Origin of the sequence: Actinoallomurus purpureus (assembly GCF_024055795.1) — a bacterium.
GTDB lineage: Bacteria > Actinomycetota > Actinomycetes > Streptosporangiales > Streptosporangiaceae > Actinoallomurus > Actinoallomurus purpureus.
The window spans coordinates 268,872-294,279 of the sequence record NZ_JAMXMY010000011.1 but is presented as its reverse complement, the minus strand read 5'-3'; the positions used below and the strand labels follow the sequence as shown (position 1 = coordinate 294,279).

The following is a 25,408-nucleotide window of genomic DNA, read 5'->3' as shown; positions in this document are numbered from 1 at the left end:
CCAGGTGTTGCACTGCGTCATAACGGCCAGTGACAGCGATAAGTTCGAGGTGACGATGAGTCTTCTGCTCGCGGACCGTCGGCCGGCCCCGCCGACGGACCCGCTATCGTCTGGTGCGTACGGTTTCGATGCCGACGCCGGCCGGACGAAGGAGGTGGGTCAGGTTCCTGAGGCAGTGGAGACACTGGAGGAGCGGACCAGGCGCTTCGAGCGCGATGTGCTGCCGTTCCTGGACCAGCTCTACTCGGCCGCGCTGCGGATGACACGCAACCCGGCCGACGCCGAGGACCTGGTCCAGGAGACCTTCGCCAAGGCGTTCGGATCCTTCCACCAGTTCCAGGAGGGGACGAACCTCAAGGCCTGGCTCTACCGGATCCTCACCAACACCTTCATCAACTCCTACCGCAAGAAGCAGCGGGAGCCGAAGCAGTCCGCCGCCGAGGAGATCGAGGACTGGCAGCTGGCACGGGCCGAGTCCCACACCTCCACCGGGCTGAAGTCCGCGGAGGCCGAGGCGCTCGAGCACCTTCCCGACTCCGACGTCAAGAGGGCCCTGCAGGCGCTGCCCGAGGACTTTCGCATGGCGGTCTACTTCGCCGACGTCGAGGGCTTCTCGTACAAGGAGATCGCCGACATCATGGGCACTCCGATCGGTACGGTGATGTCCCGGCTGCACCGTGGCAGGCGACAGCTGCGTTCGATGCTCGAGGACTACGCGAGCGAGCGTGGCCTCGCCCGGGCCAACGGCGGCCAGCGTAGGGAGGACCAGTCATGAGCTGCGGTAGGCCGCACGAGACCCCCTGCTCTGAGGTGCTCGGCCGGATCTATGACTATCTCGACGGTGAGCTGGACCAGGGCGGGTGTTCCGACATCCGGCAGCACCTCGACGAGTGCGGTCCCTGCCTCCGGGAATACGGCCTCGAGGAGGCCGTGAAGAAACTCGTGCACAAGTCGTGCGGCTGTGACCCGGTTCCGCAGGACCTGCGGTCGAAGGTCCTGGGCCGCATCGAGCAGGTCCGCGCCTCACTGACCGAGTAAGGCGGATCAGGACCGTAGGTGACGATTGGTTCACGCTTTGCTCACGTTTCCGCGGGCGTCTGCGTGACCTGTCACAGTCGGGTTAGGCTTACCCCCGATCATTCGGGCATCGGCGAGTTCAGTTGGCGAGCCACCGCACCTCCGGGGTGCCCCGGCTCGGCAGGGGAGGCAGAAGAACATGCGAAAAGGCGTGTCCTGGGCTTAGCCCATTACCTCGTGGGGGCGGCAATGCGTGGACTACCCCTGGCCGCGTGGGCATACGTCTGTACGGTCGTCGCGCTTGGCACCTCGTGCATCGCTCTTTCGTCGTTCGACGGCATCCACTGGACGACGCTCGCGGTGCTCGCGGTGCTCTCCGTGATCTGCGAGTCGGTGCCGGCGCTGCTCAGCAGCGCCAGCGCCCGCGTCTCGCTGAGCTACTCGGCCGGCCTGGCCTCGGTCGTGTTGCTCGGCCCCGTCGGCGCGGCGCTGGTGGGCGCGTCGGCCGTCGTCACCGGCCGGCGCGATGTCGCCCTCGTCAAGAGGCTCTTCAACGGCGCGCAGTTCGCCCTCTCCGGATACCTCGCCGGCATCGTCTACCAGGCGGCGGGAGGCACGGTCGGCGAACCGTCCGACGGATCGTTCCCCGGCATCATCCCGCCCTACGTCGCGGCGCTGGTCACCTACGTCGCGGTGAACCTCGCCCTGATCGCCATCATCCTGGTGCTGAGCAAGCAGGCGCCGATGTGGGGGTTTCGCTGGGGCCCCGTCGGCCAGCTCACGGTCGGCCAGCTGGCGTACGGAATGTTCGGGCTGCTGATCGCCGCCCCCTGGGGCGTCGTCGGGCCCTTCTCCGCGGTGCTGGTGCTGCTGCCGATGTTCATCGCCCGGTGGGCCCTCGAGCAGACCCGGGCGCAGCAGGAGGCCCAGGCGGCCACGATCGCGGCGCTGTGCCAGGCGGTGGAGACCAAGGACTACTACACGCGCGGCCACAGCGAGCGCGTCTCTCGCGGCTCGGCGATGATCGCCGGTGAGATCGGGATGCGGCCCGAGCGGGTCGGCGCGGTCCGGTACGCCGGGATGCTGCACGACGTCGGCAAGCTCGGCGTGCCGACGAAGGTGCTGCAGAAGTCCGGTGATCTGTCCGAGGAGGAGTTCGCCGCCATCCAGCTGCATCCGATGCGCGGCCTGGAGATCGTCCGCGACATCGGCTTCCTCGACGAGGCCCTGGCGGGGATCATGCATCACCACGAGCGGATGGACGGCACCGGATATCCCATGGGCCTGGCCGGGTCGGAAATCCCGGAGTTCGCCCGGGTGATCTCCGTGGCGGACGCCTTCGACTCGATGACCTCCACCCGGTCCTACCGCCCCGCCATGTCCCTCGACGACGGCATCGCCGAGCTGCAGCGCTGCGCCGGCACCCATTTCGACCCGGCGCTGGTCGAGGCGTTCATCGCCGCGGTGGAGCGCGACGGCTGGACCCGGCCCGACCCGGTCGTCCCGCCCGAGGGCGAGGAGACGGCGCAGCAGGACCACGATGATCCCAGCGCGCCGCTGCGCGTCGCCGGCGAAGGTGTCCGCCCATGACCGCGTCGGCGCCCGCGCGGCGGCGCACGATCGCCCAGACACTCGACTCCGCGCAGCTCCTGCTGATCGCGGTCGCGGGGCTGCTCGTCATCGGCGCGGTCACCCAGGTCGCGGCGGTCGGCGTGGTCGACTCCCGCACCGCCGTGCTGTTCGGCGTGCTGATCGCGGTGGGCGAGCTGCTCCGCATGGTGGTCCCCGGCAACCGCGAGGTCGCGCCGATCGCCAGCGCGGGGGCCCTCGGCTACGCACTGCTGCTCAAGGTCGGGGCCGAGTCCGCCGCCCACTCCGCCTTCCAGGTCGTGACCGTCACCGCCTGCGGCACGCTGGCGGGTGCGCTGCCGCACATCGCGGTCGGCCGCGTCCCCAAGCTCGACGCGATGGCCCGGCGGATCCTCATCCCTTCGGCCGTGGCCTTCATCTTCCGGCCGATCATGGATTCGCCGCTGCGCGACCACTGGCCGGCGCTCATCACCGTGATGGTGCTGACGGTCATCCTGTCGTGCGTCATCGACGTCACCACCGCGGCGATCATCCGGGCGGAGGCGGTGCGCGCGCGGTTCGGCATCGCGATCGGCGACGAGATCCGCGCCAAGGGCCCGCTGTGCGCAGCCTCCGGCGCGACGGGCATGCTCCTCGCCGTCAGCACGTTTGTCATGGGCCCGGCCGCGCTGCTCGTCTTCACCGCCCCCATCCTGGTCACCCAGGTCGCCTTCCGCCGCTTCGCCGGCATCCGGGCGACCTACCTGCAGACCGTCCGCGCTTTGTCCCAGGTCACCGAGGTCGGCGGGTACGTCGAGGCGGGGCACTCCCGGCGCGTCAGCCGGCTGGCCGTCGCGATGGGACGGGAGCTCGGCATGACCGAGGGGGAGCTCCTCGAACTGGAGTACGCTGCGCTGATGCACGACATCGGGCAGCTGTCGCTGCGCGACCCGATCCCCGGTGGCGCGACCGTCCTCGCGTCGCCGCAGGAACAGCGCCGCATCGCCGAGCTCGGCGCGGGTGTGATCACCAAGACCGGGGTGCTCGACGAGGTCGCCGAGATCGTGCGCCGTCAGTCCGACCCGTACCGCGTGAGCGACGGATCGGCGCCACCGCTGGCCAGCCGTGTCATCAAGGTCGCGAACGCCTACGATGATCTCGTCGGTGACTCGTCCGACCGCGACCGGTCGGCGGCCGTGCTGGAGCGGCTGCGCCTCGACTCGGCGGCGGAGTACGACCCCACGGTGACCGAGGCGCTCGGTCACGTTGTCGACCGCATGCGCTGACAAGTCGACCCACGGGTTTTTGTCGCCGCACGCGACGGTACACCGGGCGTCGCGTGGCTATTCTCGCTGAGCCGAGTGCAAATAAGGAGGATCGGTGTTCGAGTCCGTATTGGTGGCGAATCGTGGAGAGATCGCCCGCAGGGTGATCCGTACCGTGCGCGCCCTCGGGATCAAGGCCATCGCGGTCTACTCAGAGGCCGACGCCGATCTTCCCTACGTCGACGAGGCGGACGAGGCGATTCTCATCGGCTCCGCCCAGCCGACCCAGAGCTATCTCGACATCGACGCGGTCATGGAGGCGGCCAAGCGCACCAACGCGCAGGCGATCCACCCCGGATACGGCTTCCTGGCCGAGAACGCCGGCTTCGCCGAGCGGGTCATCGCCGAGGGCATGGTCTGGATCGGCCCGCCGCCGGAGGCGATCTCCGCGATGGGCGACAAGATCAACGCGCGGAACCTCATGGAGAAGGCGGGCGTGCCCGTCGCCTCCGGTACCCGCGAGCCCGTCCCCGACGCCGACGCGGCGGTGGCCGCGGGCATCGGCTACCCCGTCATGGTCAAGGCGGCCGGTGGGGGCGGCGGCATCGGGATGAGCGTCGCCCGCGACGAGGCGGAGCTGCGCAAGGCGTACGACACGGCGCGTACCCGCGCGGAGCGGTTCTTCGGCAACCCGGACATCCTGCTGGAGCGCTACATCGAGCGCGCCCGGCACGTCGAGGTGCAGATCCTCGGCCTGGCCGACGGCACGGTCGTGGCCCTGGGGGAGCGCGACTGCTCCGTGCAGCGCCGGCACCAGAAGATCGTCGAGGAGACCCCGTCGCCGGGAGTGGGCCCCGAGTTGCGCGCCCGCATGCTCGCCGCCGCCGTACGCGCCGGTGAGGCCGTCGGTTACCGTGGCGCCGGCACGGTCGAGTGCCTGGTCGACCCCGTCGCGCAGGACTTCGTGTTCCTGGAGATGAACACCCGTCTCCAGGTCGAGCACCCGATCACCGAGCTCGTCACCGGCCTGGACCTGGTCGAGCAGCAGCTGCTCATCGCGGCGGGCGAGCCGGTGTCCTTCACCACCGTCGAACCCCGCGGGCACGCGATCGAGTTCCGGGTGTACGCCGAGGATCCCAAGCGCTTCCTGCCGAGCCCCGGTTCGATCACCGTCTGGGAGGAGCCGGTCGGCGACGTCATCCGCGTCGACTCCGGCTACCGCGCGGGCAACAAGGTCACGCCGTTCTACGACCCGCTGCTGGCCAAGCTGTGCGTGTACGGTCCGGACCGGGCCCAGGCCCTCGCCGCGGCCCGCCGGGCGGTGGAGGAGTTCCGGATCGAGGGCCCGAAGACCAACGTGCCGTTCTTCACCGAGCTGCTGGAGGACCCGGACTTCGCCACCGGCGAGTACGACACGGGCCTCGTGGACCGGATGCGGGCCCGGTGAAGGCGAGTCGACGTACGGCACGCTGAAGACGCGTGACGAGAACCTTCGTACTGATCGAAACGTGCGTCCGGCCGGTGCCGGCGCCAGAGGAGAGGAGCCGCGATGGCTGAGGTCCGCGCGGAAATGGTGGCGAACGTCTGGAAGGTGCTCGTCAGCGAGGGCGAACAGGTGGAGGACGGCGACACCCTCGTCATCCTGGAGTCGATGAAGATGGAGATCCCGGTACTCGCCGAGGACTCCGGCACGGTCGTGAGCCTGAAGGTCGCGGAGGGCGACGTCATCCAGGAGGGCGACCTGATCGCCGTCATCGAGTAGTCGCGGCCCTCGTCCGCGCTTGGCCCGTGCATCGTCGTTCCGCCCTTTTGATGTGGCTGAAAATTCTTCAGCCTGACCGAAGGCGATGGAACGGAACGCCCGTACGGGGCGCGGGTCGCCGGGTCACCCCTACGGGTGCGGATCGGACCACTCCGGAGGTCCCTGGTCAGAGGACGAGGGCGTAGGTCAGGAGGTCGACGCCTTCGGCGGGGCTCCAGTCGCGGTCCGGGGTGCGGACGAAGCCGAGGCGGCGGTAGATCCGGTGGGCCGCGTGCATGACCGGCTCGGTCGACAGGCGAAGGGTCGTGCAGCCGTCCTCGCGGGCGCGGTCGACGCAGTGACGGACCAGGGCCTCGCCGAGGCCCAGCCCGCGGGCCATCGGGTTGACCGCGAGCATCCGGAACTCCGCCTCGCCCGGCCCGGCCAGTTGTGCCCAGGAGCTGCCATGCGGGCAGTACGTCACGGTTCCGATGGGCTCGCCGTCGCGTACGGCCACGATGAGCTCCGCTTCGCGGGCCCGCGAAGCGGCGTCTCGGAGCTGGGGGACGTAGCTGCCGTTCGGGCTGATGTACCCGGCGGCGACGTAGACGGTCGCGGTGAGCTCGCCGATCGCCCGCAACTCCTGGGAGCGGGCGACACGGATCTCGACGTCGTCCGGCGCCCCGGCGGCGGACGGTCGCCCCGGCGAACCGATCGCCGGAGGCGTTTCCTGGCTCACGAGGGCAGCTTAGAACACCACAAACCGGCCCATGTACCCCACCGGCCTGCGGTGGTCTCCCACGGCCGATGGGAGACCACCGCAGACGTTCAGCCGGTGGTCACCTCGGGGAGATCCCGGACGCGCGGGTCATCGGCGTCCGCGAGGAAGTCCGACGGGCTGGTCTCGTCGACCCCGTCCGGCACCTTCAGGAGTTTGAGCAGGCCGGTGAGCACCACCACGACGAGCATGTTGAGCACGAACGCGGTCAGCGCGATGTACCCGGTGTGGTGGATGAACGGGATGTCCGCGATCGACTGGCCGAAGTGCTTCTGGGTGGGCGAGGCCTGCTGGTAGGCGGTGACCGTGCCGTACACCATGGCCACCGCCCAGCCTGCCAGCAGCGCCCAGCGGTGGAACCACCGGGTGAACAGCCCGAGCGCGAGCGAGGGGAAGGTCTGCACGATCCAGACGCCGCCGAGCAGTTGCAGGTTGATCGCCAGCGTCTTGTCGAAGGCCAGGACGAAGACCAGCGCCCCTACCTTGACCAGCAGGGACGTGAACTGCGACACCCGCGTCTCCTCCGCCGGCGACGCGTCCGGCCGGAAGAACGCCTTGTAGACGTTGCGAGTGAACAGGTTGGAGGCCGCGATCGACATGATCGCCGCCGGGACGAGCGCGCCGACGCCGATCGCGGCGAAGGCGACCCCGGCGAACCAGCTGGGGAAGACGTGGTCGAACAGCGTCGGCACGGCGAGCTGCGGGTTCTTCGCCGCCCTGACGGCGGCGGCGACGTCGGGCTTGGCCAGCGCCATGTAACCGAGGAGGGCCAGCAGCCCGAGCAGGAGGGAGTAGGCGGGGAGCAGTGCGGCGTTCCGTTTGATCACATTGCGGCGCCCGGCGGCGAGCGCCCCGGTCACCGTGTGCGGATAGATGAACAGTGCGAGGGAGGATCCGAGGGCCAGAGTGCCGTACGCCCAGTGGTTCAGGTCACTGGTGATGATCGATCCGCCGGGTTTGTGGGTCGCCGGGTTGACCTTGGACAGGGACGCCTGGGCGGTGTCGAAGATGTGGCCCCAGCCGCCGAGCTTCGTCGGGATGTAGAGGACCGCCACGATGATCACGAGGTAGATCAGCGTGTCCTTGACGAAGGCGATGAGCGCCGGGGCGCGCAGGCCGGAGGTGTAGGTGTAGGCGGCCAGGAGCGCGAAGGCGATGAACAGCGGCAGGTCCTTGGCCAGGCCGGACCCCTTCACCCCCATGACGGTGAGGACGGCCTGGATGCCCACGAGCTGCAGCGCGATGTAGGGCATCATCGCGAGGATCCCGGTGAGGGCGACGGCCAGGCCGAGCGCCTTGGAACCGAAGCGACCGCGGACGAAGTCGGCGGGAGTGACGTACCCATGGACGTGCGACACCGACCACAGGCGAGGGCCGACGAGGAACACGATCGGGTAGGCGATCGCGGCGTACGGCAGCGCCCAGAAGCCCATGGCGCCGCCGGCGAAGACGGCGGCGGGCACCGCGATGAACGTGTAGGCGGTGTAGAGGTCGCCGCCGAGGAGGAACCAGGTGACGAACGTTCCGAAGCTCCGCCCGCCGAGCCCCCATTCGTCCAGGTGCAGGATCGTCTGGCCACGGCGCCAGCGTGCGGCGGCGAATCCGACGACGGTCACCACGGCGAGGAAGAAGACGAAGACGCCGAGTTCGACGCCATTGACGTTGTCCATGGGGGGCCTCACTCGCCCTTCTCGTCGGTCGGGCCGCCGGCGGGCGTCCGGCCACCGCCGCTGCGGGTGAGCGCGTACGCGATGCCGATGAAGGCCGCCGTGAGGATCACCCAGAGCAGCTGCCACCAGTAGAAGAAGGGGAAGCCGGCGAGGCGCGGCTTGATCTTCGCGTAGCTCGGGACGGCGAGGTAGATGACGAACGGCGCGATCAGGAGGACGGCGACCACGACCCGTACGAGCGGTCGCGTCGATTGGGCGGCTTTGTGCGGCATGTGAGGCCCTTTCGAAACAAAGTTTCGCTGTGGCCACTGTGAACGCGTACGGTCACGATCCGATCTCAGTTCGGCGCGTCTTTGTCACGGATCGGTAACGCTGGGAGTCTTCCCGCGCCTGCCGTCACTACCCCGTCGGATTCGGCCCCGGTCGGCGGCGCGGCGCTTTCTCGGGTGTCCCGCCGCTGGGACTGGAGAGAACGGGCGGTTTCGTCTGGGGGAGGCCTCCGTTCGCCGAGGGGAACGGCTCGGCGGAGGGGAGCTCGGCTCCAGGCGGCCCCGGCGTCGAGCTCGCCCCGGGACAGTAGGTCGAAGTGGTCGAGATCCCGCGTGCTTCGATCCCGGGCATCTTCACGAGCGGAGCCGTGGGCAGCCCGCGGGCCGTGCAGGAGATCTGGAGATATCCGACCGCCTCCGTCTTTGCCCGCCTTGCCATGTTCGCCTGCTTCTCCTGGTTCGTCTGCTTCGCGGCCAGCGGCGGGAACTCGACGAAGACCACCTTTGAGTCGATCGCCCGGATGGTCATGTCCCCCAGCGTCAGTTCCGTGCGCAGGCCGCGAGCGCGTTCCTGGTCGGTCGGACCGGCCAGGAGCGCGTCGAACACGGCCTGGGTGTCCCAGGGGGGCACCGCTCGCTTCACCGGGTGAGGCAGGCCCTGGAGGAGGAAGTAGACCTGCGTCCGGGGTAGTGAGGTGGCGGTCGCGGTCGGAGCCTCTCCGGCGCTCACCACTCCGGTCGGGCGTACCCCGCATCCGGCAAGGACGCACACCGCGGTCCCTGCGACCGTCGCGCGCACGAGCCGGTTCACGCGGGGATCCGTACGGTGAAGACCGCGCCACCGCCAGGAGCGTTGGCGGCCTCGATGCGGCCGCCGTGCAGGGCGGCGTTCGCCTGGGCGATCGCCAGGCCGAGCCCGGTGCCCTTCCCCGCCGGCCGAGCCGGGTCCGCCTTGAAGAAACGGTCGAACACGTGCGGCAGCACGTCGTCGGGGATGCCGGGACCACGGTCGATGACACGTATCTCCAGCCCGGGCCGGGCGGTGACGCGGACGGGCGGGGCACCGTGCCGCAGCGCGTTGGCCACCAGGTTGGCGATGATGACGTCGAACCGCCGGGGGTCGAGCCGCACGCGCAGGCCGGGCGGGATCTCGATGACCACGCGGTCGGCCCAGCCGCGCGTCGCGACGCACTCGCGGACGAGCTCGGCGAGCGGCACTTCGTCCAGGGTGAGGTCGGCCGTTCCGGCGTCCATCCTGCTGATCTCCAGAAGGTCCTCCACCAGGGCGCCGAGGCGGCGGGTCTGGTCCGCGACCAGCCGGGCCGCCGTGCCGGTGTCGGACGGCAGCCGGGCGGCGTCCTCCTCGAGCAGATCGGTGACCGCCGTCATCGCGGCGATCGGGGTGCGCAACTCGTGTGAGACGTCGGCGGCGAACCGCCGGGCGGTCGCCTCAAGGCGGCGCAGCTCCCGCACCGTGTACTCCAGGGAGGCCGCGGTCTCGTTGAAGATGCGTGCGACGGCGGCGAGCTCGTCCCGGCCGCGGACGTCGACGCGGACCGCGAGGTGGCCGATGCCCAGCAAGCGGGCGGCCCGTGCGAGCCGGCGCAGTGGCCGCAGCACGCTGCGCCCGAGCAGCGCGGCGAGCGCCACGGCCAGCACGACCGTCAGCGCGCCGGCGCGTATCAGCGCGCTCTGGATGCGGTGCAGGTCGGCGCTCTCCTTGGCCAGTGAGGCGAACACCACGACGGTGAGCGGCAGGGGCTGCCCGTCGCGGGCCTGCACACGTGTGCCGGTGACCAGCCAGGGCGCGCCGTGGATGACGACACGCTGGAAGTACAACCCCAACCCATTGGCGACGTGGGTGGCCAGGACGATCGGTACGTCGTTCAGGCCGAACTCCCCGGTGGCGACCACCGAGGTGCCGTCCGTGGCGACGACGTACCAGTCGGGGCGGACCAGGGCGGCGGCCACGTCCCGCAGCGTCCTCTCCGGTACCGGGGTGGTCAGGTCGCCGGGCACGTTGTGCGCGAGCGTCTCCCGGGTGTCGATGAGGACGGCGTCCTGCGCGCGCTGCAAGATGGCCCGGCGGACGAAGACGTAGCCGATGCCGGCCACGAGCGCGGTGGAGGCGAGGCAGGCGGCGACGAACGCGATGAACAGGCGCCCGCGCAGTCCACTGATCACGGCGCCGCGAACCGGTAGCCGAAGCCCCGCACGGTCTGGATCAGCGTCGGTACGGCCGCGTCCGGCTCGATCTTGGCGCGCAGCCGCTGCACGCAGGCGTCGACCAACCGCGAGTCCCCGGCGTAGCCGTGGTCCCAGACCTCCCGCAGCAGGTGCCCCCGGGTCAGCGCCTGACCGGGATGGCGGGTCAGCTCGAGGAGTAGTCGCAGTTCGGTGGGCGTGAGGTGGACGTCCGTTCCGGCGTTCGTGACGCGCAGCGCCGCGCGGTCGATGACCAGGTCGCCGAAGGTGGAACGGCTCATCGGGCTGTTCTCCGCGCGCCGCAGGACGGCACGGATCCGCGCGTCCAGCACGGCCGGCTCGACGGGCTTGATCACGTAGTCGTCGGCGCCCGCCTCCAGCCCGACGACGATGTCCAGGCTCTCGCCGCGCGCGGTCAGCAGGATGATCGGGATCTGGTCGGCCTTGCGGAGGCGGCGGCAGACCTCCACCCCGTCGAGGCCCGGCAGCATGACGTCCAGCACCACGATCTCCGGGCGGCGCGCCCGCGCGTACTCCAGGCCCTCTTCACCGGTCGTCCGCGCGGTGACCGAGTGCCCCTGACGGGTCAGGGCCAGTTCCAGACCCGTACGGACCGAGGGATCATCCTCCACGAGCAAGATCGCGACCATCGGCCCATTATCGAGTGGCCGGCCTGGCGGCGGGGTCCTGTCACGGAATCAAGACATTTTCCGGGAAGCGTGACCCGACCCCGACAGCTTGATGATCTTTCGCGGTCAGGGTTGTCAGACATGACGGGAAGGCGCAGACGTGAGCGGAACCGGTGGGTCCGGTATGCGGTACTGGGGCTCCGCACCCTCATTCCGCGCAGGGGCCGCAGGTGGCGCCTGGTCCGGCGGACGGGGTACGTCCTCGGCGGCCTCGTCCTGCTCCTCGGGGTCGGCGTCGGAGTGCTGTACAGCCAGGTCAAGGTGCCGCCGGTCAGCGCCGCCGCGCGGGCGGAGGCCAGCATCCTCTCCTACCGGGACGGCACGCCGCTCGCCCAGGTCGGGCGGCTCAACCGCGTCGCCGTGCCGTTGCGCGCGGTGCCGGCGCACCTGCGCGGCGCCGTGCTCGCCGCCGAGGACCGCGGCTTCTACCACGAGCCCGTCGTGTCGCCCGTCGGCCTGACCCGGGCGGTGTGGTCCGCCGTGTCCGGCGGGCCGCGCCAGGGCGGCTCCGGCATCGCCCAGCAGTACGTCAAGGTCGCCTACCTGAGCCCCCGCCAGACGCTCTCCCGCAAGGTCAGAGAGCTGTTCATCGCGGTGAAGCTGAACCGGGCGCGCTCCAAGGACTGGATCCTCGAGCAGTACCTCAACACCGTCTACTTCGGCCGCGGCGCGTACGGGGTGCAGGCGGCCGCGCAGGCGTACTTCCGCAAGGACGTCGGAACGCTCACTCCGGCCGAGAGCGCGCTGCTGGCAGGGATGATCCAGGCGCCGTCGTACCTCGATCCCGCGCTCGGGCACACCGCACAGACACAGGCGCGCTGGCGGTACGTCATCGACGGGATGATGAGCACGGGCGTACTGCCGAAGGGACCACGGCCGGCGTTCCCGAACGTCGCTCCCGCCCACACCGACCCGCTGTACGGCGGGCAGCGCGGCTACCTGATCGAGCGGATCACCAGTGAGCTGCACGCCCGGGGTTTCAGCGACGACGCGATCTACCGGCGTGGCCTGCGGGTGACCACCACGCTCGACCCCGCGATGCAGGCCGAGGCGCCGCGCGCGGTCGCCAAGGCCGTCGGCCGGGACAAGGACCTGGAGGCCGGGCTGGTGTCGGTGCGTCCTGGCACCGGAGAGATCCTCGCGGCGTACGGCGGACGCGACTACCTCAAGCACCAGTACGACAACGCCTTCCTGGCGGAGCTGCCGTCCGGGTCGTCGTTCGCTCCGTTCGTGCTGGCCACCGCGCTGGACAAGGGCATCGGGCTGCGCAGCATGATCGACGCGTCACCGATGAAGGACGTCCTCAACGACGATGACGAGAACGCCGGCGTGACCAGCCTGCTGGGTGCGACGGCCCGCTCGTACAACACGGCGTTCGCCCGGCTCGCCGCGAAGACCGGGGCGTCCGAGGCGGGCCGCGCCGGGCTCCCCACGACGGCGCCGTCTCCACGGATTCAGGACCCCGGGTCTCCCGCGACACCGCCGTCCCCGCGGGTCCACGCCGTCGATGAGGCAGCGGCGTACGCGGCGCTGGTCGATGGCCGGTACGCCGCGCCGCACATCGTCGCCCAGGTCAAGGACTCTTCCGGAAAGACGCTGCTCACCGTGCGACCCAGCGTCCGTCGGGCCTTCTCGTCAGGGGCGGCGGCGGACGTCACCTTCGCCCTCGGCATGGGGGCGATGGCCGACGCCAAAGCCGAGGCGCTGGCGGGCGGCAAGAGCGGCGGACCCCGGCGTGCGCCGCTGCTCGACCGTCCGATGGCCGGCCAGCGCGGTACGACGGACCACAATGCCGCCGCCTGGTACTGCGGCTACACCCCGAGCGTGGCCACCGCCGTCGTCACCTACCGTGCCAGCAACAAGCCGCTCATCAACCGAGGCGACGCGCCCCTGCGGGAGACGACGGACAAGCCCGCCGCGATCTGGAGCAAGCTCATGATGACAGCGGTCGCAGGCCTGGCTCTGCAGGACTTCTCTCCTCCCGCGTGGGTCGGGACCGCCCGGCAGTTCGCGACGCCGACCCCGGCGCCCGCGCCGGCCGGCCCGTCGCCGAGGATGTCGGCGCCCGTACCGGCCCCCAGGGCGACCCGCTCGAAGGTGGTCAAGCCGCCCGTCGATCCATCAGAGCTCCGCAAGCACCAGAAGGCCGGCCAGAAGAGTACGTCACCGATGACCGGCAAAGGAGCCGGAGCGAGTCCCTGACCGCTACCCGGCGAGCGCCGTGTTCACCGGGTCGTCCGGTCGCTCGGGGGCCTTTCGCGTCGGCAGTGATCGGGGGAGCCGTCAGGCGAGTGCGGAGCAGTCGGCCTCGTCGGGAAGAAGCGGCCGCAGTGTCACTCGGTAGGACCTGCCGTGGTCCGTCCAGTCGCTCCACCGGCCGGAGGTGAGTCGTTCGGCCCGGCGGGCGTCCGCGCCGGTGAGGAGGGTGCAGGTGCGCGTACCGACCTGCGGGCCCGAGCCCAGCGGCGCGAACGGCCATCTCCTGCCCCCCGCCGCGGATCCCGGAACCGCCAGCGCCGCGACCGCGGAAGGCCGGTACGGCCGCGGGCCGGCGGCCAGGTCGGTGGACGGCCACTTCGCCGGCTCCAGCCGGGAGAGGAACGCCGCGACCTGGGCGTCCCGGGTCGGCTGGACGAGTCTGGTCGTGCGCGGGCGGCCCCCGGCCACGAAGGTGATGACCGTGTACATCGCGTCGGCCATCTGCGGGTCGACCACGGTGCGCGGCGTGGCGAGCCCGGCCGCCATGGCCTCCGACGTCAGCCTCCGCAGCGCCTTCGGCGTCAGCCGGTATTCGGTCAGCGCGCCGGACCCCGCGATGGCGCGCCCGTCGCCGTACAGCGAAAAGTCCGGGAGACTCCCCGGACCGCCCAGGCCGGCGATGCCGCCGCTGGTGCGCGTGCGCAGCACCAGCCCCGTGTCCGACGTCACCGGTGACGAGGACGGAGCCGGCGAACCCGTCGGGGAGGGATCGAGCTTGGCCTCCGAACGTCCTGAACACGCCGCCGTCAGCAGTGCGGTTCCGGCGCATGCAACTACGACCATGGCCTTCATGGTGATCGCTCCTCGAATGCGTGGCGCGTCCCCGGAACTCAGACGTGTCCCGAGGCCGTGCGGTTCCCTGACAGGTCCGGGGGAGCGGTTCTGATTCCGGGGCGGGGGCCGGTCACGGGATGAGATCCCAGCGGCGGGCACGAGCGGCGCAGTCCTCGCGGAACGCCGCCGCGTCGAACACCCCGCCGAGATGCGGGGCGAGGCCGTCACGGGCGGCGAGCAGGAACTCCGGACCGTCGAGCCGTCCCGCGTCCTGCGGCAGCGCGCCGGACAGCGGGCGGGCGGCGATCGTTTCGAGGTCCCGGACGTTGCACAGATCGTCCAGGCCCGGACGGCGCGGCCAGGCGCCGATGACGACGCCGGCCGGCTCCAGACCGTGGTTGGCCATGGCCTCCAGCGTGAGCGCCGTGTGGTTCAGCGTGCCGAGCCCCGGGCGTACCGCGACCAGCACGGCCGCCCGCAGGGAGCGCGCCAGGTCGGCCAGGGTGGCACCGTCGTCGTCGTACCGGACCAGCAGCCCGCCGGCGCCTTCCACGATCACGAGATCGCGGTCGAGCGCGTGGACGCGCTCCGCGGCGGCGGCCAGATCGGGCGGTGGTAGTTCGGCCCGCCGGGCGGCCGCGGCCGGGGACAGCGCGTCGGTGTAGCGGGCGAACTCGTGAAGGTCGGTGACGCCCGCGAGCCGCCGTACCTCGTCGAGGTCCCCGGCCTGGTCGGGCCGCGCCCCGGTCTGCGCGGGCTTGACCACCGCGACCGACGCCCCTCGCGCCCGCGCCAGCGCCGCGACCGCGGCCGTGACGACCGTCTTGCCCACCCCGGTGTCCGTCCCGGTGACCACGAGCACGCTCACCCCGGTGACTCTAATCAGTCACCACCCCGGAACCCGGCCGACACCACGGGCTCCGCGGAGGTGAAAGAAGATCCGCGGCGTCGAGGGACCGCCGCTTCATCGGTCACAGGGCTCCCAGTCGTCGGTCGTGATGTCGAGCCCGAACGGCTCCGGAAGGTGGATCGTCTCCCCGAACTTCCAGGTCGTCAGCGTCTCGTAGGTCCCCGCGTGCACGTTCGGATGGGCGTACAGCGTCGTTCGTGGCAGCCGGGGATCGCGGTCGACGAGCAGGTAAAAGGGGATTCCGGTGGCGGCATAGCCGCCCCATTTCGTGGACGTCAGGCGTAGCTGACCTGGCTCCCTGTCGTTGGCGGCGTTCGACGGGGAGGTGACCTCGACCGCGAGATCGACCTGAGGAGGCAGGAGATACCGGGCGGCCGTTTGCCGCGCTTCCCGCGCGACGTCGACATCGATGACGAGAAGATCGGGGACATATCCGTCGCCGAGCCGCACGAGATTCAGATCCGTCGTCTGGACGCATCGCCAGGAGAATCCGGGCACGGTAGCGCGAGCCTCCGCGAAACGGTCATTGATATCGCTGACGATCAGGTTGTGCGCCAACGTCGGCCCGGGCGACACGACGATTTCCCCTCCGATGACCTCGACTCTCGTGCCGTCGTCAGGGAGGCGGAGGAAGCCGGCCAGTTCGCCACGCACCCACAGGTCGTACGGGGTGTCCGGGAGCGTGTAGTAATGGGCCACCGCACTCACGTTGTGTGACTCCTCCCTCACGATCAGCTCCGGTCATCGTAGGGAACCTGCTAACTGTCCGTACCCAGAACCGTACATTCCCCGATGCGCTTTGTCGGCGCTAAAGGTGGTCGGCGTGTGCTCTGTACCTACTAGTATGTACGCGAATCGACGAGAGAACCGCTGGCATGCCGCTTCTGTGCCGCCACCTCGATGATTAGGGCGTCTGGTCGCGGCGGCGGAGGCGGGTGATGAACTTGTAGCGGTCGCCGCGGTAGAAGGACTGGGCCCACTCGACGGGATGGCCGTCGAGGTCGAAGGCGTGCCGGGACAGCAGGAGGAGGGGCAGGCCGACGTCGACGCCCAGGAGCTGGGCGTCATCGGGGGTGGCGAGCACCGTCTCGATCGTCTCCTCGGCCTCGGCGAGGTGCACGTCGTACGCGGTGGCCAGCGTCTCGTACAGCGAGCCGTGACGCGGCAGCTCCTTGCGGAGGCCGGGGAAGCGGCGGGCGGGCAGCAGCGACGTGTCGATGGACATCGGCTCGCCGTCGGCGAGCCGGAGCCGGTGGATGCGCAGGGCACGGCCGCCGGGGCGGATGCCGAGCAGGCCGGCGACGCGCTCGTCGGCGGTGACGTAGTCGATGTCGAGGATGCGGGTCTCGGGGCTGAGGCCGTGGTGCCGCATGTCCTCGGTGTAGCTGACCAGCTGCAGCTCCTGCGCGACCTTCGGTTTGGCGACGAACGTGCCCTTGCCCTGGATGCGCTGCAGGCGTCCTTCGATCACCAGCTCGGCCAGGGCCTGCCGGACGGTCGTGCGGGAGGTGCCGTACTTCTCGGCGAGCGTGCGTTCGGGCGGCAGGGGGCTACCGGGCGTCAGAGCCTCGGTGAGCTCGATGAGGCGTTTCTTCAGCCGGTAGTACTTCGGGACCCGGGGCTCGATCCCGAGTTCAGGGGCCTGCTCAGCCGCCACGCGCTCTCCCAACGTTCATCGCCGCGCCGCTCCGGCGTTAGGAGCAGGGTACGGTCTGGTCTGTTCTTTGACATTAGCCAGCGCCTTGCCGACGACTGTGAGATCCGACTCGCCCAGGTCGGCGCGGGCGGTGAGCCGCAGGCAGGCGCGTCCCGGCGGCACCGACGGGGGCCGGAAGCAGCCGACCCGGACCCCTTGGTCCGCGCACAGGTCCGCCGCGCGTACGGCGTCATGCGGGTCCCCGATGATCACCGGGACGACGGCCGCGGCGGGCGTCGTCGTCGCGAGACCGAGGTCGCGGGCGATGCCGGCCAGCCGGAGGGCGCACCGTCGGGCGCGTTCGGGCAGGTCCGGCTCTGCCGCCAGCACGTCGAGCGCCGTCAGGGCCGCGCCCGCGCACGCCGGTGCCAGCCCCGTGTCGAAGACGAAGGAACGGGCGGTGTCCACGAGGGTTTCGATGACCTCGGGCGCGCCGAGGACCGCGCCGCCCTGCGCGCCGAGCGACTTGGAGAGGGTGACGGTGAGGACGACGTCGGGCTGTCCGGCGAGCCCGGCGGCGTACGCGGCGCCGCGGCCGCCCGGTCCGACGACGCCGAGCGCGTGCGCCTCGTCGATCACCAGGATCGCGCCGTGCCGCCGGACGACCTGGTGGAGTTCGCGCAGCGGGGCCAGGTCGCCGTCTACGGAGAACACCGCGTCGGTGACCACGATCGCGTCCTCCGTGCCCGCCAGGGCGGCGTCCACGGCCGCGACGTCCGCGTGGGGAGTGACGGTGACCGCCGACCGGGCGAGACGGCAGCCGTCGATGAGCGAAGCGTGGTTCCCCTGGTCGGACACGATCAGCCGGGGGCGCAGCGCGGTGAGGGCCCCGAGGTTGGCGAGGTAGCCCGAGGAGAAGACCAGGGCGGACGGCATGCCGGTGAACTCCGCGAGGCGGCGCTCCAGCTCGGTGTGCAGCTCCGTCGTCCCGGTGACCAGCCGGGACCCGGTCGAGCCCACGCCCCACGTGCGCACGGCCTCGATCGCCCCTTCGGCCAGCCGCGCGTCGCCGGACAGGCCCAGGTAGTCGTTGGAGGCGAGGTCGAGGAGCCAGGGGCCGGGCGGCCGGGGATGGAGTGTACGGTGCAGGCCGGCGGCGGTGCGCTCGCCCGTCGCGGCCGTCAGCCGCTGAAGAGGGTCCACCTGGAAATCATTCCAGCCCCGCCTGCGATTATGCAGAGGTGCCCACGTTGACCGATCTCACCCGGCAGCACACCGATCTTGACCCGGCGGACACCGAATGGATCCACGCCCTCGTGTCGGACTGGCAACTGCTCGCCGATCTGTCCTTCGCGGACCTGGTGCTGTGGGTGCCGCTGACCAGGCGCCGCCCGCACAGGAGCGAGGGCCCGGCCCCCCTGGAAGGCTGGGTGGCCGTGGCCCAGATCCGGCCCACGACCGGTCCGACCGCGTACACCGACGACCTCGTCGGCCGGGTCGTCGAACCCGGAGGGCGTGGCCTCATCGACGTGGCCTGGACGGAGCAGCGCATCTGCCGGGAGGGCGATCCCGAATGGGGGAGCGGCATCCCGGTCCGTGAGGAGGCGATCCCCGTACGCCGGGGCGACCGGATCCTCGGCGTCATCCAGCGCAGCACGAACCTCAGTTCGGCGCGCACGCCGAGCCATCTGGAGCTGACGTATCTGCAGAGCGCCAGCGACCTCGCGAAGATGATCAATGAGGGGCGCTTCCCGTTCCGGGGAGAGGAGCCGAATCTCGCCCGGTCCCCGCGTGTCGGCGACGGCCTGATCCGCGTCGACGAGGACGGGCGTGTGCTGTACGCCAGCCCCAACGCCCAGTCGGCGTACCGCCGGATGGGGCTGGCCACCGACCTGGAGGGCACGCTTCTGGGCGACACCACCGCCCGGCTCATGAGCACCCCGGTGGACGACTCGCTGGCGGTGGTCGCCGGAGGCCGCGCGCCCCGCGAGACCGAGGTCGAGGCGAACGGCGCGATCGTCCAGCTGCGGGCCATCCCGCTGATCGTCGACGGCGGCCGCACGGGCGCACTGGTGCTGCTGCGGGACGTCACCGAGCTTCGCTGGCGCGACCGGGCGCTGATGAGCAAGGACGCGACGATCCGGGAGATCCACCACCGGGTGAAGAACAACCTGCAGACCGTCGCGGCGCTGCTGCGCCTGCAGGCCCGGCGGCTGCGGGTGCCGGAAGGGCGGGAGGCGCTGGAGGAGGCGGTACGCCGGGTCGGCTCGATCGCGATCGTCCATGAGACGCTGTCGCACACGCCCGACGAGCTGGTCGACTTCGACGACATCGCGGATCGGGTGATGGCCATGGCCGGGGAGGTGTCGGCCCCGGAGACCCGGGTGCGCCCGACGCGGATCGGCGGCTTCGGCGTGCTTCCCTCGATGATCGCCACACCGCTCGCCATGGTTCTCGCCGAGCTGCTCCAGAACGCCCTCGAGCACGGGCTGGCGAACCGGTCCGGATCGCTCGACGTGGTCGTGACGCGGGGCGAGAAGCGGCTCAACGTGCTCGTCGCCGACGACGGGACCGGGCTCCCGGCCGACTTCGACGCGGATTCGACCGCGAGCCTCGGCCTGCAGATCGTCCGTACGCTGATCGTGGGGGAGCTGGGCGGGGTCATCGACCTGCGACCGCGCTCCGGCGGGGGCACGGAGGTGGTCCTGGACATCCCGCTGGACCAGGGACCGCGCACCTCACCGCCGGGCTGATCGGCTCGCCCGCCGTCGAGCAGCGGCGATCCTCAGCATGATCACCCGGAGTCCGTGCTCAGCGGACCGTGATCGAGGGCCCGGAAAAGACCGATGCCCGTGGCCTTGGGCCACGGGCATCGGTGCCGTCTACAGTCGTGGGCCGAACCTGCGAGCCACGATGCGGCGATGTCGGTTCAGGCGTGGGCGCGAGCGCGGGCGCGGGCGTTCCGGCGCTTCAGGGCGCGTCGCTCGTCTTCACTCATGGCACCCCAGACTCCGGCGTCCTGGCCAGAGGCCAGGGCCCACCTCAGGCAGGCGTCGGTCACCGGGCAACGGCGGCACACCTGCTTGGCCTCCTCGATCTGAACCAGCGCGGGGCCGGTGTTCCCGATCGGGAAGAACAGCTCGGGGTCCACGTCACGGCAGGCAGCGCGGTGGCGCCAGTCCATGCGGTCCACTCCTTCGTAGCGCGTGAAGTGTCGACTCCACTTGTGAATGGTTTCACGATGTCGCGAACAGTCCGAGGACCATGGGTTGAGGTCCGGGAAGTGTTCATGGCGGTCTCGACCAGGGGCGATACCCGATGCCGCGCGCCACTTAGAGATTCCCAGGGCGCCAGAGGGGGCGCAAGAGCTTTGAGAAAGTTTTCTCAAAGTATGGCTGTCGTGTGTGTCACATGACCGAAACATGAACGTCACTACGTGACTCAGATCACGACGCGGACCGCCTTGGGGACGGAGCGGAAGGTCACCGCCTCGCGTTGGCCGAGGTAGTCCCCGTCGACCTGGAAGGCGATCGGACGGTGCGACCGCAGCGTGAACTCCGGCAGATCGTGCAGACCGAGGACCTGACTCCCGCGCGGCTGTCGCTGGAACGGCGGCAGGATCTGCGACAGCACGCCCAAAGTGGACATCAGGTCGAGCCGTCGCAACCCGAACAGGTCCAGGCCGGTCGCGAACCCGGCCCGCGGGCTCGGGTCGACCGGCCACGGCCCCGCGTACGTCCACGGCGAGGTGTTCGAGATGATGCTCATGAAGATGTGGCCGAGCGGCGGCTTCCCCGGCACCTCCAGCGTGAGCGCCGGACGGCGGCGGTCCGTGAGCACGAAGAACTGGCGCAGCGCCGCGCTGATGTACAGCGTGGAGTAGGCGCGCGACCCGGCGGCCCGCAGCCGCTCGACGGAGTGGACGACCTCCGCGTCCAGCCCCATCCCGGCGCAGAAGGTGAAGTAACGGGTCCCGGCCATGCCCAGGCCCACCGTCCGGTGGTGACCGGCGCGGAGCGCCTCCAGGACCTGGCCGGCCGCGTCGAGGGCGTTGTTGGGCAGTCCGAGGGAGCGGGCGAAGACGTTCGCGCTGCCCGCGGGGACGACCGCGAGCGCCGGCAGGTCCTCCGACGGGCCCTGGGCGAGCAGCCCGTTGACGGCCTCGTTCACGGTGCCGTCGCCGCCCAGCGCGATGATCACGTCGTAGCCCTCGGCGACCGCCTGCTCGGCCAGCTCCGTCGCGTGCCCGCGCCGCTGGGTCTCGGCGTGTTCCAGACGTACCTCACCGGCGAACGCGCGCATCAGCACGTCCCGGGCTCGCCGTGACGTGGTGGTCGCCTTGGGATTGGCGATCAAGAGTGCGCGCACGTGCAAAAGGGTAGTTCACCCCCAGATCACCGGAAGGCGCGGGCTGGGCATCACGGGCGGGCGCGCCCTACTAGTGTTCCTGGATGTGTCCACACGTCCCGCCACTCTGAGCGCCGCCGCCGTCGTCGAGGCCCTGGAAGGGGTCGCCGTGCTCGCCGTCGGCCTGTACGTCGGTATCGAGGCGGTCATCGGCCGCCCCCACGACCTCGCGAGCGCCGTCGCCCTCGCCTTCATGGCCGTCCTCGGCGGCGCCGGCATCATCGCGGTCGGCTGGGGGCTGTGGCAGGTACGCCGCTGGGGACGCGCCCCGGCCCTCCTCACGCAGATCTTCACCCTGATCATCGCCGTGTCGATGTTCCAGAGCCACCGCCAGGCCCTCGGCGTCGTCCTCGTCGTGGTGGCGGTCGTCGGCGCCGCCGCCCTGCTCAGCCCGCCGACGACCCGCGCGCTCATCGACGAATAACCCGGTGAGCGACGACGCGCCCCGCCGGAAGGTGCCCGGCGGGGCGCGTGTTCATGTCCGATGGCGCCCGCTCCGCTCACGCGGGAGCGGAGCACGGGGCTCGGTGCTCGATGGCGCCCGCTCAGTCGTCGGCGGTGAGGCCGTCGCGGAGCTGGGCGAGGGTGCGGGCCAGGAGCCGGGACACGTGCATCTGGGAGATGCCGAGCTCGGCCGCGATCTGCGACTGCGTCATGTTCCCGAAGAACCGCAGCAGCAGGATGCGCTTCTCCCGGGCCGGCAGTTTCTCCAGCAGCGGCTTGAGCGACTCGCGGTACTCGACCCCTTCGAGGGCTTCGTCGATGATGCCCAGGGAGTCGGCGACCGCCGGAGCGTCCTCGTCGCCGGAGTCGGGCGCGTCGAGAGAGACGGTGGAGTAGGCGTTGGCCGACTCCAGACCCTCGAGCACCTCCTCCTCGCTCATCTGCAGGTGTTGGGCCAGCTCACTGACGGTGGGCGCCCGGCCCTCGCGCTGGGCGAGGTCGCTGATCGCCTTGGTCAGCGAGAGTTTCAGCTCCTGGAGCCGGCGCGGCACGCGGACCGCCCAGCCCTTGTCGCGGAAGTGCCGCTTGATCTCACCGACGATCGTCGGCGTCGCGTAGGTGGAGAACTCCACGCCACGCTCCAGGTCGAACCGGTCGATCGACTTGATCAGCCCGATCGTCGCGACCTGCACCAGGTCGTCGAGCCACTCGCCGCGGTTGCGGAACCGGCGGGCGAGGTACTCGACGAGCGGCAGGTGCAGCTCCACCAACTCGTCGCGGATGCGCTGGCGCTCCGGGTCGCCTTCGGGCAGGGTGGTGAGTCGCTCGAACAGCCGACGCGCTCGAGCGCGGTCGGGCACTCCGTGCTCGTTGCCGGCCACCGTGGTCTTCTCGGTCACGCGTCCACCTCGTTCAGCGGCCCGGAGCCGCCTGGGCGGTGGTCGAGTGCCGTAGGGGTCGCGGCGTTCACGACGTCTTCCCGCGCCGCTTGTTCATCACGATGGTCACCCGGTCGTCGACCCCGACCTTGGCGTCGACGTCACCGGCGAGCGAACTGAGGACCGTCCAGGCGAAGGTGTCGCGGCTCGGCTCCAGACCGTCGACGGTCAGGACCGACACCGAGATGCTCATCGCGTCGTCGTTCAGCTCGAACTGGCACGTCAGGTCCGTGCCCGGCACCGCCTGGGCCAGGAGCATCGCGCACGCCTCGTCGATCGCGATCCGCAGATCCTCGATCTCGTCGAGGTTGAAGTCGAGGCGTGCCGCCAGCCCGGCCGTGGCCGTGCGGAGCACGGAAAGGTAGGCGCTGTCGGCCGGCAGCCGCACGGTCACGACGTCGCGCATGTCGGACACACTCGCCGGCATGGCCGCGGTTTCCTCGGTCACGTCACTCCCTCGTTGGGGTACCCGCTGCTGTCGAAACTACCGCGTCAACGCACCCGCGCGCGCATCCGGCGCGCTCGGCCGTCGAAGGATGATCGTAGAGGCCAGACGACGTGTCCGCGCAAATCGGAATGGCCGTGGGCACGGGGGATGCGCGTGGCAGCGCAGGTCGCCCGTCTCCGGCGGCCCGGAGGCCGCCCGTCGGTGGCCGTCACGCCGGCCCCGCCGCGAATCAGGCAGGCCGTAATCGCTCGCCGCGGACCGTTTCGGTCAGCGTCAAAGGACCGTAAATTGTTCGCCGAGCAACGATGATCAGCATCGAACCGGCAGAGAGGTATATGCGGATGGACTTCTCCGGCAAAGCCCTCCACGTGGGCAGTCTGCTACGCCCCCCGTACCTCCTCCAGGCCCGGAAACGCCATGCGGCCGGGGAGATCGATGGCGAGGAACTGCGGCAGGTCGAGGATCAGGCGATCCTCGACGCGCTGGCCCTGCAGCGGGACAGCGGCATCGGCGTCCACACCGACGGCGAGTACCGCCGGAACGACTTCATGAGCCACCTCACGGCGGCCACGGACGGCTTCGTCGGCCAGGCGCCCACGCTGGACTGGAACGCCGACGGGGACGAGCAGAACCAGGACGACAGCATCCTCAACCTCATCGGCGGGAGGCTGAGGCACCGGAATCGGTTCACCGACCGGGAGGCGGCCTTTCTCGCCGACCACGCGCCCGGTCCGTGGAAGGTGGCGATTCCCGAGGTCACCAACTTCGTCGTCGCCAACTGGCAGAGCGGCGTGAGTGACGCCGTGTATCCCACCCGGGCGGACATCATCGACGACCTCGCCGCGGTCATACGCGCGGAGACGGAGGCGCTGGCGCGGGACGGCGTCCGGCACGTCCAGATCGACGCGCCCTGCTTCACCAGCTTCGTGAACGACAAGCTGATCGCCGTCTTCGAGGCGGAGGGCCTGGACTCACGGGAACTGCTGGAGCGCTGCGTCGAGGCGGACCGCGCGATCGTCGGCGGCCTGCGGGACGCCGACGTCATCGTGGGCATGCACATCTGCCGGGGCAACTACCGGGGCCAGTGGTTCAACGAGGGGACCTATGACGGCATCGCCGAAGACGTGTTCGGCCGGATTCCCGTCGACCACTGGCTGCTGGAGTACGACACCGAACGCGCCGGGAGCCTGGATCCGATCAGGCATGTCCCCGCCGGCACCACCGTGGTCCTGGGCCTGGTGACCACCAAGACGGGCGCGTTGGAGGACGCCGATGCCCTCGCGCGGCGGGTGGACGAGGCCTCGCGCCTGCGGCCGCTCGAGGATCTGGCGATCAGCCCGCAGTGCGGCTTCGCGTCAGAGGTGCAGGGCAACCCGCTGACGTGGGACGACCAGCGGCGCAAGCTGGACCTCGTGGTGTCCGTCGCGCAGCGGGTCTGGGGCTAGGGGCTAGGGGCTAGGGGCTAGAAAGGCGCATGGCGGGCCGGTCGGCCCCATCGAGAGGGACGGCCGGCCCGCCACGGTCTGGCGCTGAAGACCCGACAGACCAAGGTCAGGCGTTCTTGGTCTCCCAGAAGATCTTGGCGATCTCGTCGATCTTGGCCAGAAGCTCCTCCGCCTTGGCCTTGTCGAGGGTGCCCTTGGTGCCCGCGGCACCCGCGAGCTTGGTCGCCTCGTTGAACAGCTGGTGCAGCTGCGGGTACTTCTCGAAGTGCGGCGGCTTGAAGTAGTCGGTCCACAGCACCCACAGGTGGTGCTTGACCAACTCGGAGCGCTGCTCCTTGATGATCAGGGCCCGCGCGCGGAAGATCGGGTCGTCGTTGGCCTCGTACTTCTCGACGATGGCCTTGATCGACTCGGCCTCGATCCGGGCCTGTGCCGGGTCGTATACGCCACAGGGCAGGTCACAGTGGGCCGACACCGTGGTCTTGGGGCGCAGAAGTCGTGCAAGCACCTGCGTGTCCCTTCCGTTTGTTTCGGATCATGCTCCGGTATCAGACACTACCCCTGGTACCCTTCCCGCGCTCAGAGAGGTATGCCACGTGCAGACGGTCGAGGTGACGGGCGAGTCGATGCTGCCGGTGCTGCGGCCCGGCGACTGGCTGCTCGTCCGACGTGGCGCCCGACTCGCTCCCGGCCACGTCGTCGTGGCACGTCATCCGCGGGAGGGCCGGCTGATCGTCAAGCGAGTGGCCTGGCGCGACCGCGACGGGTGGTGGCTGGAGAGCGACAACCAGCGGGCCTCCGGCCGGCAGGACAGCTGGGACTTCGGGGCCGTGCCCGACGACCTGATCCTCGGACGCGTGGTCGCGCGCTACTGGCCGCGGCCCTCCGTACGACTCCGCGCGCCCCGGCGGGGCCGGAGCGCGCGGATGCGGGACGGTTCCTGA

At 70.5% G+C, this 25,408-nt stretch carries 27 protein-coding genes; 11 read left to right on the top strand and 16 right to left on the bottom strand.

From position 1 onward, the window contains the following. The first annotated feature begins 55 nt into the window (after window positions 1-55). The 6 genes from NE236_RS22290 (at window position 56) to NE236_RS22265 (ending at window position 5,613) form a co-directional block, all read left to right on the top strand. Window positions 56-775 (top strand): sigma-70 family RNA polymerase sigma factor, encoded by a 720-nt coding sequence (locus NE236_RS22290; protein ID WP_252843993.1) that lies wholly within the window; start codon window positions 56-58, stop codon window positions 773-775. Further along, a complete protein-coding gene (rsrA, locus tag NE236_RS22285; protein ID WP_252843992.1) occupies window positions 772-1,038 on the top strand; it encodes a mycothiol system anti-sigma-R factor in 267 nt (88 codons plus the stop codon). Before NE236_RS22290 ends, rsrA begins: the two co-directional genes overlap by 4 nt. A 228-nt stretch (window positions 1,039-1,266) precedes the next feature. Further along, complete coding sequence (locus NE236_RS22280; RefSeq protein WP_252843991.1) at window positions 1,267-2,607, top strand: HD-GYP domain-containing protein; 1,341 nt, start codon at window positions 1,267-1,269, stop codon at window positions 2,605-2,607. Beyond that, a complete protein-coding gene (locus NE236_RS22275; RefSeq protein ID WP_252843990.1) occupies window positions 2,604-3,872 on the top strand; it encodes an HD-GYP domain-containing protein in 1,269 nt (422 codons plus the stop codon). Before NE236_RS22280 ends, NE236_RS22275 begins: the two co-directional genes overlap by 4 nt. Window positions 3,873-3,966: 94 nt before the next feature. Continuing rightward, window positions 3,967-5,298, top strand: a complete 1,332-nt coding sequence (locus NE236_RS22270) for an acetyl-CoA carboxylase biotin carboxylase subunit (protein WP_252843989.1) — start codon at window positions 3,967-3,969, stop codon at window positions 5,296-5,298. Between the two features lie 102 nt (window positions 5,299-5,400). Continuing rightward, window positions 5,401-5,613, top strand: a complete 213-nt coding sequence (locus NE236_RS22265; RefSeq protein WP_252843988.1) for a biotin/lipoyl-binding carrier protein — start codon at window positions 5,401-5,403, stop codon at window positions 5,611-5,613. A gap of 166 nt (window positions 5,614-5,779) precedes the next feature. Here the strand turns inward: NE236_RS22265 and NE236_RS22260 are convergent, their stop codons facing one another. From NE236_RS22260 to NE236_RS22235, 6 genes are all read right to left on the bottom strand, one after another. After that, window positions 5,780-6,331 (bottom strand): GNAT family N-acetyltransferase, encoded by a 552-nt coding sequence (locus NE236_RS22260; RefSeq protein WP_252843987.1) that lies wholly within the window; start codon window positions 6,329-6,331, stop codon window positions 5,780-5,782. 89 nt (window positions 6,332-6,420) lie between these two features. Then, window positions 6,421-8,040: a monocarboxylate uptake permease MctP gene (gene mctP / locus NE236_RS22255; RefSeq protein WP_252843986.1), complete on the bottom strand. Its 1,620-nt coding sequence runs from the start codon at window positions 8,038-8,040 to the stop codon at window positions 6,421-6,423. An 8-nt stretch (window positions 8,041-8,048) separates the two neighbouring features. Further along, window positions 8,049-8,312: a DUF3311 domain-containing protein gene (locus tag NE236_RS22250; protein ID WP_252843985.1), complete on the bottom strand. Its 264-nt coding sequence runs from the start codon at window positions 8,310-8,312 to the stop codon at window positions 8,049-8,051. 127 nt (window positions 8,313-8,439) lie between these two features. Further along, window positions 8,440-9,120, bottom strand: coding sequence for a hypothetical protein (locus NE236_RS22245; RefSeq protein WP_252843984.1), 681 nt, complete (start codon window positions 9,118-9,120; stop codon window positions 8,440-8,442). Beyond that, window positions 9,117-10,493, bottom strand: coding sequence for a sensor histidine kinase (locus NE236_RS22240; protein WP_252843983.1), 1,377 nt, complete (start codon window positions 10,491-10,493; stop codon window positions 9,117-9,119). Before NE236_RS22240 ends, NE236_RS22245 begins: the two co-directional genes overlap by 4 nt. Then, complete coding sequence (locus tag NE236_RS22235; RefSeq protein WP_252843982.1) at window positions 10,490-11,164, bottom strand: response regulator; 675 nt, start codon at window positions 11,162-11,164, stop codon at window positions 10,490-10,492. The genes NE236_RS22240 and NE236_RS22235 overlap by 4 nt, the downstream gene beginning before the upstream one ends. A 120-nt stretch (window positions 11,165-11,284) precedes the next feature. Here NE236_RS22235 and NE236_RS22230 point away from each other — a divergent pair, with 120 nt between their 5' ends. Next, window positions 11,285-13,405, top strand: a complete 2,121-nt coding sequence (locus tag NE236_RS22230; protein WP_252843981.1) for a transglycosylase domain-containing protein — start codon at window positions 11,285-11,287, stop codon at window positions 13,403-13,405. An 81-nt stretch (window positions 13,406-13,486) separates the two neighbouring features. On the opposite strand, the gene NE236_RS22225 is transcribed toward NE236_RS22230, so the two are convergent. The 5 genes from NE236_RS22225 to NE236_RS22205 all read right to left on the bottom strand — a co-directional run bounded on the left by NE236_RS22225 (window position 13,487) and on the right by NE236_RS22205 (window position 17,985). Next, window positions 13,487-14,245 carry a hypothetical protein gene (locus NE236_RS22225; protein WP_252843980.1) on the bottom strand — a complete coding sequence of 253 codons (759 nt, stop codon included), beginning with the start codon at window positions 14,243-14,245 and terminating at the stop codon, window positions 13,487-13,489. Between the two features lie 121 nt (window positions 14,246-14,366). Continuing rightward, entirely contained in the window at window positions 14,367-15,104 is a 738-nt protein-coding gene (gene bioD / locus NE236_RS22220) for a dethiobiotin synthase (protein WP_252843979.1), read from the bottom strand. 96 nt (window positions 15,105-15,200) lie between these two features. After that, the gene (locus tag NE236_RS22215) at window positions 15,201-15,854 is read right to left on the bottom strand and encodes a Uma2 family endonuclease (protein WP_252843978.1); all 654 of its coding nucleotides are present in this window, start codon (window positions 15,852-15,854) and stop codon (window positions 15,201-15,203) included. A gap of 196 nt (window positions 15,855-16,050) precedes the next feature. Continuing rightward, window positions 16,051-16,803, bottom strand: coding sequence for a GntR family transcriptional regulator (locus NE236_RS22210; protein ID WP_252843977.1), 753 nt, complete (start codon window positions 16,801-16,803; stop codon window positions 16,051-16,053). Window positions 16,804-16,818: 15 nt separating this feature from the next. Next, a complete protein-coding gene (locus tag NE236_RS22205; protein ID WP_252843976.1) occupies window positions 16,819-17,985 on the bottom strand; it encodes an 8-amino-7-oxononanoate synthase in 1,167 nt (388 codons plus the stop codon). Window positions 17,986-18,023: 38 nt separating this feature from the next. On the opposite strand from NE236_RS22205, the gene NE236_RS22200 reads away from it, so the two are divergent. Beyond that, window positions 18,024-19,535, top strand: coding sequence for a histidine kinase N-terminal domain-containing protein (locus NE236_RS22200; RefSeq protein WP_252843975.1), 1,512 nt, complete (start codon window positions 18,024-18,026; stop codon window positions 19,533-19,535). Window positions 19,536-19,711: 176 nt separating this feature from the next. Here the strand turns inward: NE236_RS22200 and NE236_RS22195 are convergent, their stop codons facing one another. Both NE236_RS22195 and NE236_RS22190 read right to left on the bottom strand, forming a co-directional pair. Beyond that, window positions 19,712-19,966: a WhiB family transcriptional regulator gene (locus NE236_RS22195; protein WP_252843974.1), complete on the bottom strand. Its 255-nt coding sequence runs from the start codon at window positions 19,964-19,966 to the stop codon at window positions 19,712-19,714. Window positions 19,967-20,223: 257 nt separating this feature from the next. Next, window positions 20,224-21,150: a diacylglycerol/lipid kinase family protein gene (locus NE236_RS22190; RefSeq protein ID WP_252843973.1), complete on the bottom strand. Its 927-nt coding sequence runs from the start codon at window positions 21,148-21,150 to the stop codon at window positions 20,224-20,226. A gap of 85 nt (window positions 21,151-21,235) precedes the next feature. On the opposite strand from NE236_RS22190, the gene NE236_RS22185 reads away from it, so the two are divergent. Beyond that, entirely contained in the window at window positions 21,236-21,613 is a 378-nt protein-coding gene (locus tag NE236_RS22185) for a hypothetical protein (RefSeq protein ID WP_252843972.1), read from the top strand. A gap of 121 nt (window positions 21,614-21,734) precedes the next feature. Here NE236_RS22185 and NE236_RS22180 read toward each other — a convergent pair whose 3' ends face one another. Together NE236_RS22180 and NE236_RS22175 are read right to left on the bottom strand one after the other, a co-directional pair. Further along, a complete protein-coding gene (locus NE236_RS22180; RefSeq protein ID WP_252844012.1) occupies window positions 21,735-22,493 on the bottom strand; it encodes an RNA polymerase sigma factor SigF in 759 nt (252 codons plus the stop codon). A gap of 106 nt (window positions 22,494-22,599) precedes the next feature. Further along, window positions 22,600-23,019 (bottom strand): ATP-binding protein, encoded by a 420-nt coding sequence (locus NE236_RS22175; protein WP_252843971.1) that lies wholly within the window; start codon window positions 23,017-23,019, stop codon window positions 22,600-22,602. Between the two features lie 305 nt (window positions 23,020-23,324). Here NE236_RS22175 and NE236_RS22170 point away from each other — a divergent pair, with 305 nt between their 5' ends. After that, window positions 23,325-24,464, top strand: a complete 1,140-nt coding sequence (locus NE236_RS22170; RefSeq protein ID WP_252843970.1) for a cobalamin-independent methionine synthase II family protein — start codon at window positions 23,325-23,327, stop codon at window positions 24,462-24,464. A 106-nt stretch (window positions 24,465-24,570) separates the two neighbouring features. On the opposite strand, the gene sodN is transcribed toward NE236_RS22170, so the two are convergent. Continuing rightward, entirely contained in the window at window positions 24,571-24,972 is a 402-nt protein-coding gene (gene sodN, locus NE236_RS22165; RefSeq protein WP_252843969.1) for a superoxide dismutase, Ni, read from the bottom strand. 88 nt (window positions 24,973-25,060) lie between these two features. Here sodN and sodX point away from each other — a divergent pair, with 88 nt between their 5' ends. Next, window positions 25,061-25,408, top strand: a complete 348-nt coding sequence (sodX, locus tag NE236_RS22160; protein ID WP_308209137.1) for a nickel-type superoxide dismutase maturation protease — start codon at window positions 25,061-25,063, stop codon at window positions 25,406-25,408.

Excerpts from the sequence above, each read along its gene's own strand:
- NE236_RS22290 (WP_252843993.1), top strand. The coding sequence starts at position 56 with ATGAGTCTTCTGCTCGCGGACCGTCGGCCGGCCCCGCCGACGGACCCG.
- rsrA (WP_252843992.1), top strand. The coding sequence starts at position 772 with ATGAGCTGCGGTAGGCCGCACGAGACCCCCTGCTCTGAGGTGCTCGGC.
- NE236_RS22280 (WP_252843991.1), top strand. The coding sequence starts at position 1,267 with ATGCGTGGACTACCCCTGGCCGCGTGGGCATACGTCTGTACGGTCGTC.
- NE236_RS22275 (WP_252843990.1), top strand. The coding sequence starts at position 2,604 with ATGACCGCGTCGGCGCCCGCGCGGCGGCGCACGATCGCCCAGACACTC.
- NE236_RS22265 (WP_252843988.1), top strand. The coding sequence starts at position 5,401 with ATGGCTGAGGTCCGCGCGGAAATGGTGGCGAACGTCTGGAAGGTGCTC.
- mctP (WP_252843986.1), bottom strand. The coding sequence starts at position 8,040 with ATGGACAACGTCAATGGCGTCGAACTCGGCGTCTTCGTCTTCTTCCTC.
- NE236_RS22250 (WP_252843985.1), bottom strand. The coding sequence starts at position 8,312 with ATGCCGCACAAAGCCGCCCAATCGACGCGACCGCTCGTACGGGTCGTG.
- NE236_RS22235 (WP_252843982.1), bottom strand. The coding sequence starts at position 11,164 with ATGGTCGCGATCTTGCTCGTGGAGGATGATCCCTCGGTCCGTACGGGT.
- NE236_RS22230 (WP_252843981.1), top strand. The coding sequence starts at position 11,285 with ATGACGGGAAGGCGCAGACGTGAGCGGAACCGGTGGGTCCGGTATGCG.
- NE236_RS22225 (WP_252843980.1), bottom strand. The coding sequence starts at position 14,245 with ATGGTCGTAGTTGCATGCGCCGGAACCGCACTGCTGACGGCGGCGTGT.
- NE236_RS22195 (WP_252843974.1), bottom strand. The coding sequence starts at position 19,966 with ATGGACTGGCGCCACCGCGCTGCCTGCCGTGACGTGGACCCCGAGCTG.
- NE236_RS22170 (WP_252843970.1), top strand. The coding sequence starts at position 23,325 with ATGATCAGCATCGAACCGGCAGAGAGGTATATGCGGATGGACTTCTCC.